Genomic DNA, 13,619 nt, shown 5'->3' on the forward strand with positions numbered 1-13,619 from the left:
AACGCGATACATAAAAGCGCAGGTTCCTCCGGCAAAGCTCTCAATCGCTATGATCAGCGTAATCGATTCCGTTGATCGAAGATGAACCAATTCCGGCCACGAACTGTTCATATAACTTCATCGATTCCTCCCATTTAGTGGTCGTAAGCTAGATTTAGTCGCACCCCGGATCGTTTGGGGGGCCTGGCAGAATGGACAGGGAAACGAAACACCATGGCGACTGCGAACCTCAGCAAAAGTTCCATCCGCGTCCCAATGGCCGGGATTGTCGTCTCTTCGGCACCCTCGCTGTTGGAAACACTGCTTGGTAGCTGCGTCGGGGTATGTCTCTGGTGCCGTGAAACTCAGCAAGGGGCCCTTGCTCATACGATGCTGAGCGAGAGCAAAGGATGCACCAAGCAGCCAGGTCGCTTCGTCGACACGGCCATCCCGCAAATGCTGGATCAATTGGCTCGCAACGGAGCTCGTCGTCGCGCGATCGTGGCGAAGCTGTGTGGCGGCGCAAACATGTTCAAAACGGCCAGCACGGCCCACGAAGTCGGGCGTAAGAACATCGAGAAGGCCTGCGAGCTTCTACAGCAGCAGAAGATTCCTATTCTGGCACAGCATGTCGGGGGATCGAGCGGCCGGGTCATCTATTTCGACCTGGAATCTGGCGAGATTAGAGTCAAAGTTGGACGAGATTTCGTTGCAACTATCTAAAGGTTTCAACTGCTTTTGATGTGGTTTCTCTTTTCGACCTACCAAGCTTAGACGGCGATAACGGTTTTGAGGGGTCAAAAATATTGTTTCGTCTATTGACAAAGTGTATCGGTACAACTTAGTTTTTGAGTATTCAAAATGATGTTGTCGACGCATAGAAAATCTTGGTGCGGATATTGAAAGTATCGAGGGGAAGATGAAAACCAAAATGAAGTCGCCTGGGCAGCATGCTGGGTTTACGTTAGTCGAACTGCTTGTGGTGATCGCCATCATTGGCGTGTTGATTGCCCTGCTCCTCCCTGCCGTGCAGCAAGCGCGTGAAGCTGCTCGGCGGATGCAGTGCACCAATAACTTGAAGCAGATCGGTCTTGCGGTTCACAACTACGCGTCGACCCATCGCGTGTTTCCCTCAGGCTACGTTAGCTACGCCACGCGAGACGGAAGTGGCCCTGCTTCGGCATCGATCGATTCGGATACGTGGGACGCCGCGCCAGGTTGGGGTTGGGGAGCATTGATTCTTCCGTTCATGGAGCAGCGTACGATTACCGATTCGCTGAATATGGGCCAACCGATCTGGGATTCAGGTAATCGAGCGTTTATCGATACGAAGCTAGAGGCTTACCTCTGCCCTTCTTCCAGTGGCGATCACGAACCGTTTACCATTCGTGACAGCTCCGGTAATGCGCTTTCGCGGTATGGCAGCAATATCGTCGTGGGACGTTCGCATTACATCGCCAGCCATGGGCAGGAGTCGTGCTGGGGGGATTGCGGCTCTTCGGCCAGTGGTCCTGTCTTCACGAACATCTACACCGGGGCCACCAGAACGGTGCAAATTCATGGTGATGCCTCGAAGGTGGCCGACGGTCCGTTCTATCGCAACTCGAAAGTCAGCTTTCGCGATATTACCGACGGAACGACAAACACGATTTTCATCAGCGAGCATTCCTCGAAGCTGAGCGATAAAACTTGGGTCGGTGTCGTCCCTGGCGCGTTTACGCACCCAAGATTCTCGACGCCAGAAAATGGTCCTGATGCGGCCGCGACTTTGGTGATGATGCATGTCGGTCCTAGCGGTGGTGAACTCGACATCACTGGCGATCCGATCATCCACCCGATGAATTTTCCAACGCTGCATGTCGGTCAAATGTACTCCGAGCATCCTGGCGGCGGGAACGTACTTTTCGGTGACGGATCGGTTAGCTTTCAGCCAGAAACGATCGACCTTATTCTCGCGGCCGAAATGGCCAGCATGAATGAGGGAGAAGTGATCAACTCGAGGGGGTTCTAAGCATGGACTCATCGAGAGGAACCGTGATCGGCGGAATTGTTGTTGCCGTGTTAGTCGTCGGAGCGATGGCCTACTGGCTGTCGCGACCCACATTCGGCGAGATCAGCCCGAAAGGCTACGACTACGCGATGGCGCTCGGCTCCGCATGCAACGGAAAGAACGAAGCCAAGATCACCAAGATCACGAAAATGATCCATCAATCGGCGGAAGCCGGAGAACTACGCCCAGATGAGGCTGCCTGGCTCCAAAGCATCGCCCAGCAAGCGACCGAGGGCCGGTGGGAGTCAGCATATGCGGCCGTCCGAACGCTAATGGAAGAACAAACCGTCCGAGCCAACCCGCTGCCAGAAATAGACTAATCTCCAGACCAGTCGCCGGAGTTGTCTTGCTCGCTGCCAAAGAAGTGGTAGTAAATCTGTGGTAGTCCAGCAAGGAGGGCAACTCCAACAATCAGCGACCAGATTCCTTGTCCAGGGGCATTGGGGCCAGCGTTCGGCAGGCCATAGTCAATGAACGCTGCCGAAACGGTGAATAGCCCGAAAATGTACATAAACAGCCAAAGAATCGGCCGCTTGATTTTCCCGCGTTTATTCATCACACGATTCTTTCTGTGCAAATGATCAATCAAACTGCAAACAATGTCTTGTTAAAGCAACGACACGCGAAAATCAAGAAAGCGAAAAAGTAAACTTCGCCGCTGTTTGATGAACAGGGAGGCAGATGTTTATTAAGACAGCTTCATCAATCGGTCGTGGTAGGGACCGTCGCCCATGAGGTCGAGGCTTTTGGCCAGGCGGCGTTGGTCTGATTTGCGGGGAAGTTCTTCGAGGGCGGTCAGGACGCGTTCGATCTTTTCGGTTTCCAGGCTGGCCGTCAGCGGCAGGCCTAAGCCCATGATGAATTTGGCTCGCTGCAGATCGGCAAACTTGGTCGGGTCGTCCTGCATCGCTTGAAAGAGTGCAGTGACCGCTTTTTGGGACAGCGCGAGTTCGTCCCAGTCATGCTCTTGGGCGGCGTCCAGCATGTACAGGTATTGGTAAACCGCAAACGACATCGGGCCAGACGTAATCCCGACTCGCTGCTTGTTTTCGATGTTGGACCGTGGTCCTTCGCTGAGTGCTTGAGCCAGGTGAGGATCCCAGCCTTGCACGATCTTTAGCTTGGCCAGCCGTGGGCTGAGGAGATACTCGCGAGTGCTTTTCAAGTAGTCTGCTTCGGTAATCTTCGCGGCCACAATCGCGTCGCCACCAGGCAGATCGAGAAGCTTTTCTGTCGCCGTCGCAGGAAGCGGAACGCCGCTGACATCGGGAATGGAGTAAACGCCCACGGCCATGCCTGCGGTGGCGATCATCTCGACGAGTGGACGCATGTTCTCGACGATCTGGGCGTCGGTGGCATGGGCCGGAAGATTGGTTCCGGGACGAACGAACACGACAGGGTAATTATGTTCCCGCAAAAGCGCGACTAGCTTCTCGTTTGCCTCAGGTCCATCTTCGGGACGTAGCAACGCCATACGAACCAGCGACGGAGCGTTGGCTTTCGCGGCAACTTCAAACCACCGTTCTAATTCTTCGACGGTACGCAGATGGCCATGCCCTGTGGAAGCTGCCAGCAAGACCGCTTCCGCACCAGCGGCGGCCAGCTTTTCGAGATAGCTGACCAGGCGATCTTCGTCCAGTTTTCGCCGCGGAAGATCGCCGCAGGTCGGATCGAAACAAGCCACCGTGGCAGCTGGATAGTTCTCGATGGGATTGCTAAGAATCTTCTGGGCTAGATCGTTCATTGGGGCACACTCGGCAATAAAAAAGGGTGAGTCGATTTTGGCGACTCACCCTAGCTTAGAGCATCTGAGGTGAAATGAAACACCTTGATTGGTTGGCTTGGTGAAGGGAGCCCTTCACGTTGGCTCAATCCCCTCGGTGATGAGGGGACGCGCGTCGTTTCCTATTTCGAAACTGGTTTGCCGTTGGTGTCTTGGACACTTGCCTTACGGCAGCGAGCTAACGCCCATCAGGTATTTATCGCATTCACGAGCGGCGGCTCGGCCTTCGTTAATGGCCCAGACGACGAGGCTTTGACCTCGGCGACAGTCACCAGCGGCGAAGACACCGTCAACCGACGTGGCGAATCGACCGTACTCGGCTTTGAAGTTCGATCGCTGATCGGTTTCCATGCCAAGCTTTTCGACGATCGTCGCTTCTGGACCCAGGAAGCCCATCGCCAGCAAGACCAAGTCCGCTTTGAAGATCTTTTCGCTTCCGGGGACTTCTGCCATGTTCCAACGGCCGCTGTCATCTTTGGTCCATTGAACAGTGACCGTCTTGATTCCAGCGACGTTGCCGTTGCCATCGTCGACGAATTCTTTCGACAGCACGCAGTACTCACGAGGATCGTTGCCGAACTTCGCTTCGGCTTCCTGGTGACCGTAGTCGACTCGGAAGACACGTGCCCATTGCGGCCAAGGATTGTCTGGAGCACGATCCTCTGGCGGTTTCGGCAGCAACTCGAAGTTGACGACGCCTTCGCAGCCGTGACGGATCGACGTGCCGATACAGTCGGTTCCGGTGTCACCACCGCCGATGACAATGACATTCTTGCCTTCGGCAGAAATGTAGTTGCCATCTGCCAGCTGAGAATCCAAAAGGCTCTTGGTATTTGCCCGCAGGAATTCCATGGCGAAGTGAACGCCCTTCAAGTCACGGCCAGGGATAGGAAGATCGCGTGGCTTCGTGGCTCCGACGGCCAAAATGATGGCGTCGTTCTTTTCCTTCAGCTCGGCAACATCGACGTTCTCGCCAACGTGAGCATTGGTAACGAACTTGATGCCCGCCGCTTCCATCAAATCGACGCGACGCTGGACGGTGTCCTTGTCGAGTTTCATGTTGGGAATGCCGTACATCAGCAGACCGCCGATACGGTCGTCACGTTCGTAAACGGTAACGTTGTGGCCTGCTTTGTTGAGCTGCTCGGCGGCAGCCAAACCTGCAGGGCCTGAGCCGATGACGGCGACCTTCTTGCCGGTGCGATGCTCGGGAACCATCGCGCTGACCCAGCCTTCCTCGAACCCGCGATCGATGATTGAACATTCAATGTTCTTGATCGCCACCGGAGGATTAGTGATGCCGAGCACGCAAGCGTTTTCGCAAGGTGCCGGGCAAACACGCCCGGTGAATTCGGGGAAGTTGTTGGTCTTGTGCAGACGATCCAAAGCTTCACGCCAGCGGCCTTTGTAGACCAGGTCGTTCCACTCAGGAATCAGGTTATCGACAGGGCATCCGGTCGTGCTTTGGCAGAACGGAACACCGCAGTCCATGCACCGTGCCCCTTGCGTTTGCAAGTGGCTGTCGGTGACGTCGATTTGAAATTCGTTGTAGTCGTTGATACGAACCAGCGGATCACGATAGGGAATGGTGTTCCGCTGAAATTCCATAAACCCAGTAGGCTTACCCATTGCTTTCGGCTCCGCTTAGTTGAACGTCTTCTTCTTCATCGTGTTGCATGCGTTCTTGAAGGACACGCTTGTAGTCTGTTGGCATGACCTTCACGAACTGTGTTACCGCATTGTCCCAATCGGCGAGAACTTTCTCGGCGACAGGTGACTGCGTGTACTTGGCATGCATTTGGATCAGGCCTTTCACCTCCACGATGTCGCTGGGGTTGTCCAACCGTTCAAGCTCGACCATTCCCAGATTGCAATTCTGCAGGAAGTTGCCTTCGTAATCCCAAATGTAGGCGATACCGCCACTCATACCGGCTGCGAAGTTACGGCCGGTCGAGCCCAGGACGACCACGCGGCCGCCGGTCATATATTCACATCCGTGATCTCCAACTCCTTCGACAACAGTGTGCGCACCGCTGTTCCGGACACAGAATCGTTCGGCAGCTCGGCCTCGGAAGAAGGCCTGGCCCCGCGTCGCCCCATAGAGGCAGACGTTCCCCACGAGCATGTTCTCTTCCGCCTTGAACGAGCTCTGCTTCGGAGGATAAATGATGACGCGACCGCCAGAGAGGCCTTTGCCGACGTAGTCGTTCGCGTCCCCTTCCAGTTCCAGGGTTACCCCGTGGGCGAGGAAGGCACCAAAACTTTGACCTGCCGAACCATGCAAATTGACTTTGATGGTTTCGTCCGGCAGACCGTTTTCACCGTATCGCTTGGCGATCTCGTGACTGAGCGTCGTGCCGACGGTACGGTTGATATTGATGATCGGTGTTTTGATCTGGACTTTTTCTTTGTTCTCGAGAGCCGGTTGCGACTGCTCGATCAGCGAGTTGTCCAAAGCCAATTCCAAACGGTGGTCCTGCTTCATCACGCAGAACTGCGGCGAATCAGGATTCTTATTCTCGGCTGGCTTCAGCAGCGGCGTCAGGTCCAAACCATCAGCCTTCCAGTGCTGGATCGCTTTGTTGGCTTCCAGAAGATCGACACGTCCGATCAAATCGTCGAGCGTTTTGACGCCAAGCTTGGCCATCAATTCGCGAGCTTCTTCCGCCACCATGAACAAGTAGTTCACCACGTGTTCTGGCTGACCTTTGAACTTCTTGCGTAGTTCCGGATCTTGGGTGGCGATACCAACTGGGCAAGTGTTGAGGTGACACTTACGCATCATGATGCAGCCGAGCGTGATCAGTGGTGCGGTCGAGAAGCCCATTTCTTCGGCTCCCAGAATCGCGGCGATCACGACGTCGCGACCGGTCTTTAAACCACCATCGGTTTGCAGAACCACACGGCTACGCAGATCGTTCATGACCAACGTCTGGTGCGTTTCGGCGATACCAAGTTCCCATGGCAGACCGGCATGCTTGATACTTGTCAGCGGCGACGCCCCTGTACCGCCGTTGTCACCAGCGATCAGGATATGATCCGCTTTTGCTTTGGCAACGCCGGCTGCGATGGTACCGACACCGATTTCGGAGACCAATTTCACACTGATGCGAGCTTCAGGGTTCGCATTCTTCAGGTCGTGAATCAGCTGCGAAAGGTCTTCAATCGAGTAAATGTCGTGGTGCGGCGGAGGACTGATGAGACCGACGCCGGGGGTCGAGTAGCGAAGGCGAGCAATGTACTCGTCGACTTTCTTCCCGGGAAGTTCACCCCCTTCACCTGGCTTGGCACCTTGCGAGATCTTGATTTGAATCTCGTCGGCATTGGTCAGGTAGTTAATCGTCACACCGAAGCGGCCGGAAGCGACCTGCTTAATGGCGGAACGCTTCGAGTCACCATTTTCCATCGGTTGGAAACGGATCGAATCTTCGCCACCTTCACCGGTGTTACTCTTACCGCCCATGCGGTTCATCGCGATGGCAAGCGATTCGTGCGCTTCACCAGAGATCGAGCCGTAGCTCATCGCCCCGGTGCAGAAGCGTTTGACGATCTCGCTGGCAGGCATGACGTCTTCGATGGGGATCGAAGTCGTTTCCTGCTTGAACGAAAGCAAGCCACGCAGCGTGCAGCGATTACGCGAATCTTCGTTGATCAGTTTCGCGAATTGATCGTACGACTCACGGCTGTTGGTACGAGCGGCGACTTGAATGTTGGCGATCGCATCTGGGGTCCAAGCGTGACGTTCCCCTTCGGCTCGCCAGTGGAATTCACCATGGTTCGGCAGAACCGGAAGGCGGCCATCTTCGCGAGCTGGGTAGCCGAGTTCATGGCGACGCAGCAGTTCTTCGGCAAGCACTTTGAAGCTGACGCCTTGGACGCGACTGGAAGTTCCAGCAAAGCAGCGGCTGATAACTTCGTCTTGCAGACCGAGGGCTTCAAAGATCTGAGCACCTTTGTACGACTGAAGCGTACTGATGCCCATCTTGCCCATGACCTTCAAGATGCCCTTGGCAACACCCTTGCGATAGGCGGCCACCAACGAGTCGTCGTCGGGGTAGTCTTCGGCTTTGAAGAGACCATCTTCACGCGACTTCCACAACGCTTCGAAGGCGAGGTAAGGATTGATCGCGTCCGCACCGTAACCGACTAGCAAGCAGTGGTGGTGGACTTCGCGAGCTTCGCCTGTTTCCAGGATGATACCGATCTGAGTTCGCTTCGAGGCACGCACCAAGTGATGGTGAACTGCCCCAGTAGCCAGCAGCATACTGACAGGAACACGCTCGGCACTGATCTTACGATCGCTCAGCACAATGTTGCTGAAGCCTTCGTCGATCGCCGATTCGGCTTCGGCACAAATGCGATCCAGAGCTTTGACCAAGCCATCTTGTCCTTCGCTACGGGCGAACGTGACGTCGATGACTTTCGTCTTCCAGCCACGGTGATCCATGTGCTTGAAGGCGGCCAGTTCTTCGTTGGTCAGAATCGGATGCGGCACCAGCAGACGGTGAGCATGCTCTGGAGTTGTTTCCAGTAGGTTGCTTTCCGGGCCGATGTAGCATTCCAGCGACATGACCACTTCTTCGCGGATCGAGTCGATCGCCGGGTTGGTGACCTGGGCGAAGAGCTGCTTGAAATAGTCGTACAGCATGCGTGGCTTGTCGCTCAGACATGCCAGTGCGGAGTCGTTGCCCATCGAACCAATCGGATCACGCTTCTGCTCGATCAGCGGCAGCAGCATGAAGTTGATCGTTTCGGTGGTGAAACCGAAGGCCTGCATTCGTTGAAGCAAGGTTTCCGGATCGAAGCCGTGGGGCTCTTTGTTCGGGCTCAGCTCGGCCAGTTCGATGCGTTGTTCGCGAAGCCACTGGGCGTACGGTCGCTTGCGGGCAAAGCTGGTTTTCAGCTCGCCATCAGGAATCATGCGACCTTCTTCAAAGTCGATCAGGAACATACGGCCAGGCTGCAGGCGTCCCTTTTCGATCACGATACTCGGATCGACAGGCACAACACCCACTTCGCTCGCCATGATGACGCGATCGTCGGACGTCACATAATAGCGACTCGGACGCAGACCATTTCGATCGAGCACGGCCCCGATGTAGTGACCATCGGTAAATGCGATCGAAGCAGGACCGTCCCACGGTTCCATCAAGCTCGAGTTGAATTCGTAGAACGCACGCTTGTCTTCCGGCATCGTTTCGTGCTTCTGCCAAGCTTCCGGAACCATCATCATGACAGCTTCCTGAAGCGTACGTCCACCCATCAGCAGGAACTCGAGGACGTTGTCGAACGTACCGGAGTCGGAGCATTCTGGTTCCACAATCGGGAACAGCTTCGGCAGGTCGTCGCCGAACAGTTCGCTCTTGGCTTGCCCTTCACGGGCTTTCATCCAGTTGGCATTACCACGAACGGTATTGATTTCGCCGTTGTGCGACATGAAACGATTCGGCTGGGCACGGTCCCACGAAGGGAACGTGTTGGTGCTGAATCGCGAGTGAACCATGGCCAAGTGCGTGGTGTAATCTTCGCACTGCAAGTCGCGATAGAACGGAACCAGCTGAGCGGTTGTCAGCATCCCCTTGTAGACGATCACTTTCGTCGACAAAGTGCAGATGTAGAACAGCGTTCGTTCGGCGAGGTTCAAGTCGCCGCGAAGCATGTGACTGGCACGCTTACGGATGCGATAAAGTTGACGCTCGAACGCGTCCCCTTCCAAGCCACCTCCGGCCGAGATGATCAGCATCTCGATTTCCGGCATACATGCCATGGCGGTTGGGCCGATGTCGGCTCCGACTGGATTGGTTGGTACTTTACGCCAGCCGACGAGAACCTGACCATGTTCTTCGATCAGGCTTTCGACAGTCTTCTTGCAGTGCTCGCGCGACTTCGGATCGCGGGGCAAAAAGACGATACCGGCGGCGAACTTCCCAGGTTCCGGCAGTTCTTTGCCGAGGTCTTCCTTGGCAACGCGAGCCAGGAATTCCAAAGGCAGCGCAGTCAACATACCGGCACCGTCCCCGGTGTTGGCTTCACAGCCGCAACCGCCACGGTGGTCCATGTTGATATTCATCGCTTCGGCATCGAGGACCAACTGGTGGGAACGCTTTCCCTTAATGTGAGCGACAAAGCCCACACCGCAGTTTTCCCGCTCCATTGCCGGATCGTACAAACCTTCCTTACCGGGACGCTCGGTCCGATAAGTACGCGAGGTCGGTTGGTTTGGCTGGATCATGGTTCTACCTTCTTCTAGCTAATACTTCGGGCACGCGCCCGGATGTCTTCGATGGGGGTGTTGGATCAAGTCGGTAGACAAGATCTCCGCAGGCTTGTTCCCCGTGGAGACTTTGTCTTCGTACGAGGAACGTTTTAAGTGCGTGCCGAAACTCCGTTTTCAAGATCGCTTTCGGCACCCGACGCTTCGCCTTGGGCAAACGTGGATGCCACCTGTTTAACTTCCGACTCGGACGCAACGGCTTCCGAGTTTGCTGCTTTTTCGTGAAGCAGCTGAATGAAACGACGTGCCGTCTTCCCGAGTTCCTTCCCTTGCCGGGTCACAATCCCCAGCGGTCGAGACAAGGGGCTTCCTTCCAGAGGCACCGCGACAAGCGAACCGGTTTCGAGTTCTCGTGTTACCGTGTCGATCGGCAGCAAGCCGAACCCGGCATCGATCTCGATGGCCCGTTTGATGGTCTCGATGTTGTCAAATTCCATGACAACTTGAACGTCGGCTCCGGCCGAAGAGAGAACAAAATCGATTTCGCGACGAATCTGCAGACGCGTGTCGAAGCCCACCATACGGCGACCATCGAGTTCGTCGAGCCAGACCGTTTCACGCTCGGCTAGTTCATTGCCGGGCGCACAGACGAGGAACATTGGTTCCTCTCGCCACATATCGACTTTGATCGTCTTACACGTTTTCGGATAGCTGACCAAACCGAAGTCGACCTGATCCGTTTCGACCAACTGCACCACCGTGTCGGGGTGATGGTACTGAAGACGAACGTTGGCTTTCGGGTGCTTGCCGAGGAACTCCTGCACACAGGCGTTCATGTGGCTAAGCCCCACCGAGTAGATCGAAGCGATGGTCACTTGTCCGGCAAGTTCTTTATGGAACGTGCGGACATCCTCTTCCAATGCGTAGTATCGCTGGACGAGTTGACGACAGCCTTGGTAATAGAGTTCACCTTCGGCGGTGGGTACCAAGGGTCGTTTTGAGCGATCGATAAGCTTCACCCCGAGGCGTTCCTCCAATTGGTGCACGACCTGGCTTGCGCCAGATTGCGAAATGCCGTTCTCATCCGCAGCTCTTGAGAAGCTGCGTTGACCGACAACATCGCAGAACACCTTGAGGGACTTTACGTGCATGAACGACTTCGGGAAGTGAAGGGGGAACTATGCGGAATTTAGATACTGGTGAAATCCAAGATTAAAAACCGAAATGTAAGGTTATTAATCGTGGCCCCCATCGTCAAGCATGTCGAGGTTTAAATTCCCTAAGTTCGAAGGGCCTCTGAGAGGCATGTTTTCGTAAGTCGTGCTGTGGTCACAAATTAGCCACTTCAAATGCGTTCCGTTAAACGCCCTCTTCGCCCGATAACTGCGCGTTATTTTCCGTTAAGCTTTTGCGCCTTCCCGAATGCTAGCAATTATCCGCGCATGAAGAAGGCACGTACTAGGACGTGCCTTTTATTACTGAGACTGAAGTTGGACTGCAATTGGACGGATGCTCGATCGTTCTAAGTGAGCATCCGTCAGGGAAAACCTACGCGAATGTGTAGAAAAACGCGCAGTCGTCGGTAATGTATGACCGAGCGCAATTGCGATTTATGGCGTCTTGTTAGGGACGTACTCGTGATCCCGTTTGCGAATCACTTCCGCCTTCAAGATGCGATCGGCCGGAGGTGCCGTCAGCCCGCCTGGTTCGCGGCGAGTAATCTTCGGTAGGACGTCCATGCCTTCGATCACACGGCCGAAGACGGTGTGCTTACCATCAAGATGCGGCGTTGCTTGAAATGTGAGGAAGAACTGCGAGCCCCCGGTGTTCTTGCCGGCGTGGGCCATGCTTAGCGTTCCGGCAAAGTGATGACGAGCATCCTCTTCGTAGCATTCGCAGAAGATGTTGTAGCCCGGTCCGCCGGAGCCGTCCCCTTTCGGATCGCCCCCCTGAGCCATGAAGTGCGGCAAAACCCGGTGAAACGGCAGCCCGTCGTAGAACTTCTTCTCGACGAGACTAACAAAGTTGCCCACCGTGTCAGGTGCTTCGTCTTCGTATAGCTCGATCACCAAATCTCCCTTGGTAGTCGAAAGCTTCACGCGAGGCAGGTCGTCCTTTTCGGCGTCCTTTTGGCGGAACTCTTGTTCTCGTTTCCACTTGTCTTTGAGCTGCGAAGCCATGAAGCCCGACTGAAGAACCCGTTCATCCGGTTCTTTGGTGGCGACTTTCTGCAGCTTCTTAAAGGCGTCTTCCGATTCTTCAAAATGATCGGTACCGAAAGCGGCAACCACTTGGGCAGGCAACAGGTACTTCTCTTCCACGTCGTTATCGAGCAGAACGTGGAGCAAACGATAGCCTCGTTCGTAGTCGTCCTTCTCCAGTGAATCGTTGGTCATCTTCTGGACGAACTGCAGGGCTTCGTTATTGCCGGGATGATCTTTCAATCGCTGAATGGCGGCATCTTCAATCGAAGGAAGCATCGCCATCCCTTGTTCCAGGACTTTGTCGTATTCCTTTCGCAACTTCGGCAGATCGGCTTCCGGGGCCAGGCGGTATTCCTGTTGGATGCGGCGAAGTTCGGTGATGATCACCTTCCATTCGGCCAACTTCTTGGTGAATTCATCCTGCAAAGCGGGCGAAGCCGGAGCTTCCGCCATCGGTTCCGACGCGGCAGGGGCTTCCTGAGCGGTAAGCATTCCAGGGATCAAACCGACCAACAACAAGGGCATCCAAACGGTCCACGCACGCATCAAGCGAACTCCTTCAACATGAATAGGCCCCGTCGGGCCCAATGGGGGCGAAGTCAATCACCCGATTCTTTAGTACTGCCGCCCGGGGGTCAAGCAGCGAAGGAGAGTTTACCGGCGTTCACGTCAGGATTTCACTTCATCTTGAGAACCGATCGCCATCCCGTCGGGTGTGGCAGTGGTTCGGCAAAGCGTTCGCTCTGTTCTTGGACCGGCTCGACGGTATAGAAGATGTTCGGCTTGATCGCTTTGGCTATCTTCAGCAAGTTGGCAACTTTCCGCCGGTCGCAGCGGACGTAGATCAAGTCGACAGGGCCTTCGACGCCTTCCCCCTCAAACGTTGTGGCTCGAAAGCCTCGATCGCGCAGGGCGTAGACGATTTCAGAGTCTTCTTCCTGGGCAATGATACGCACGACGACCGATCCGAGGGCCAGTTTCCGTTCTAAGCCAATCCCCACGGCATTCCCCAGCGCGAATCCCCCGGCATACGCAACCATCAACATGGGACTGTCAGAGACGCCGATGATGACTTGGGATAGGGCCGCGATCCAGATCAGAACTTCAAAGAAGCCCAAGACCACCGAAAGCGCCATGCGTCCTTGAACAACGCAAATGGTGCGCAGCGTTCCAATCGACACGTCGACAACTCGGACGAGGAAGATCAGTAACGCCAAAACCCAAGGTGAAAGTTCCGAAAGCCACTCCATCTGAAGCCCTTCCCAAACATGAAACGAAAGTGAAGCGGAGCATTTTATCTTCGCCGGTCGTTTCGCGGGATAGGTCTATGCGACTTTGCCCAAGCAAGACGGGGAACCGCAAGCATTTGAATTGGCTTCATGCATTCAA

Annotated in this window: 10 protein-coding genes; 3 read left to right on the top strand and 7 right to left on the bottom strand. The window is 55.1% G+C overall.

Features of this window, described 5'->3' with window-relative positions; all coding sequences use genetic code 11:
• Positions 1 to 213: 213 nt before the first annotated feature.
• From LA756_RS19090 to LA756_RS19100, 3 genes are all read left to right on the top strand, one after another.
• Positions 214 to 702 (top strand): chemotaxis protein CheD, encoded by a 489-nt coding sequence (locus LA756_RS19090; RefSeq protein ID WP_224436325.1) that lies wholly within the window; start codon positions 214 to 216, stop codon positions 700 to 702.
• Between the two features lie 196 nt (positions 703 to 898).
• Positions 899 to 1,990: a DUF1559 domain-containing protein gene (locus LA756_RS19095; protein WP_224436326.1), complete on the top strand. Its 1,092-nt coding sequence runs from the start codon at positions 899 to 901 to the stop codon at positions 1,988 to 1,990.
• A gap of 2 nt (positions 1,991 to 1,992) precedes the next feature.
• Positions 1,993 to 2,349 (top strand): hypothetical protein, encoded by a 357-nt coding sequence (locus LA756_RS19100; RefSeq protein ID WP_224436327.1) that lies wholly within the window; start codon positions 1,993 to 1,995, stop codon positions 2,347 to 2,349.
• Here the strand turns inward: LA756_RS19100 and LA756_RS19105 are convergent.
• The 7 genes from LA756_RS19105 to LA756_RS19135 all read right to left on the bottom strand — a co-directional run bounded on the left by LA756_RS19105 (position 2,346) and on the right by LA756_RS19135 (position 13,480).
• Positions 2,346 to 2,585 carry a hypothetical protein gene (locus LA756_RS19105; RefSeq protein ID WP_224436328.1) on the bottom strand — a complete coding sequence of 80 codons (240 nt, stop codon included), beginning with the start codon at positions 2,583 to 2,585 and terminating at the stop codon, positions 2,346 to 2,348. The genes LA756_RS19100 and LA756_RS19105 overlap by 4 nt on opposite strands.
• A gap of 132 nt (positions 2,586 to 2,717) precedes the next feature.
• Complete coding sequence (locus LA756_RS19110; protein ID WP_224436329.1) at positions 2,718 to 3,773, bottom strand: dihydrodipicolinate synthase family protein; 1,056 nt, start codon at positions 3,771 to 3,773, stop codon at positions 2,718 to 2,720.
• 204 nt (positions 3,774 to 3,977) lie between these two features.
• Complete coding sequence (locus LA756_RS19115) at positions 3,978 to 5,441, bottom strand: glutamate synthase subunit beta (RefSeq protein ID WP_224436330.1); 1,464 nt, start codon at positions 5,439 to 5,441, stop codon at positions 3,978 to 3,980.
• Positions 5,434 to 10,044 (bottom strand): glutamate synthase large subunit, encoded by a 4,611-nt coding sequence (gene gltB, locus LA756_RS19120; protein WP_224436331.1) that lies wholly within the window; start codon positions 10,042 to 10,044, stop codon positions 5,434 to 5,436. The genes LA756_RS19115 and gltB overlap by 8 nt, the downstream gene beginning before the upstream one ends.
• 134 nt (positions 10,045 to 10,178) lie before the next feature.
• On the bottom strand, positions 10,179 to 11,177 hold the full coding sequence (locus tag LA756_RS19125) for a LysR family transcriptional regulator (protein WP_224436332.1): 999 nt from the start codon (positions 11,175 to 11,177) through the stop codon (positions 10,179 to 10,181).
• Between the two features lie 459 nt (positions 11,178 to 11,636).
• A complete protein-coding gene (locus LA756_RS19130; protein WP_224436333.1) occupies positions 11,637 to 12,776 on the bottom strand; it encodes a peptidylprolyl isomerase in 1,140 nt (379 codons plus the stop codon).
• Between the two features lie 131 nt (positions 12,777 to 12,907).
• Positions 12,908 to 13,480, bottom strand: coding sequence for a DUF2179 domain-containing protein (locus LA756_RS19135; RefSeq protein ID WP_224436334.1), 573 nt, complete (start codon positions 13,478 to 13,480; stop codon positions 12,908 to 12,910).
• Positions 13,481 to 13,619: the final 139 nt, after the last annotated feature.

Source organism: Bremerella sp. TYQ1, assembly GCF_020150455.1.
GTDB lineage: Bacteria > Planctomycetota > Planctomycetia > Pirellulales > Pirellulaceae > Bremerella > Bremerella volcania_A.

Excerpts from the sequence above, each read along its gene's own strand:
- LA756_RS19090 (WP_224436325.1), top strand. The coding sequence starts at position 214 with ATGGCGACTGCGAACCTCAGCAAAAGTTCCATCCGCGTCCCAATGGCC.
- LA756_RS19095 (WP_224436326.1), top strand. The coding sequence starts at position 899 with ATGAAAACCAAAATGAAGTCGCCTGGGCAGCATGCTGGGTTTACGTTA.
- LA756_RS19100 (WP_224436327.1), top strand. The coding sequence starts at position 1,993 with ATGGACTCATCGAGAGGAACCGTGATCGGCGGAATTGTTGTTGCCGTG.
- LA756_RS19105 (WP_224436328.1), bottom strand. The coding sequence starts at position 2,585 with ATGAATAAACGCGGGAAAATCAAGCGGCCGATTCTTTGGCTGTTTATG.
- LA756_RS19110 (WP_224436329.1), bottom strand. The coding sequence starts at position 3,773 with ATGAACGATCTAGCCCAGAAGATTCTTAGCAATCCCATCGAGAACTAT.
- LA756_RS19115 (WP_224436330.1), bottom strand. The coding sequence starts at position 5,441 with ATGGGTAAGCCTACTGGGTTTATGGAATTTCAGCGGAACACCATTCCC.
- gltB (WP_224436331.1), bottom strand. The coding sequence starts at position 10,044 with ATGATCCAGCCAAACCAACCGACCTCGCGTACTTATCGGACCGAGCGT.
- LA756_RS19125 (WP_224436332.1), bottom strand. The coding sequence starts at position 11,177 with ATGCACGTAAAGTCCCTCAAGGTGTTCTGCGATGTTGTCGGTCAACGC.
- LA756_RS19130 (WP_224436333.1), bottom strand. The coding sequence starts at position 12,776 with ATGCGTGCGTGGACCGTTTGGATGCCCTTGTTGTTGGTCGGTTTGATC.
- LA756_RS19135 (WP_224436334.1), bottom strand. The coding sequence starts at position 13,480 with ATGGAGTGGCTTTCGGAACTTTCACCTTGGGTTTTGGCGTTACTGATC.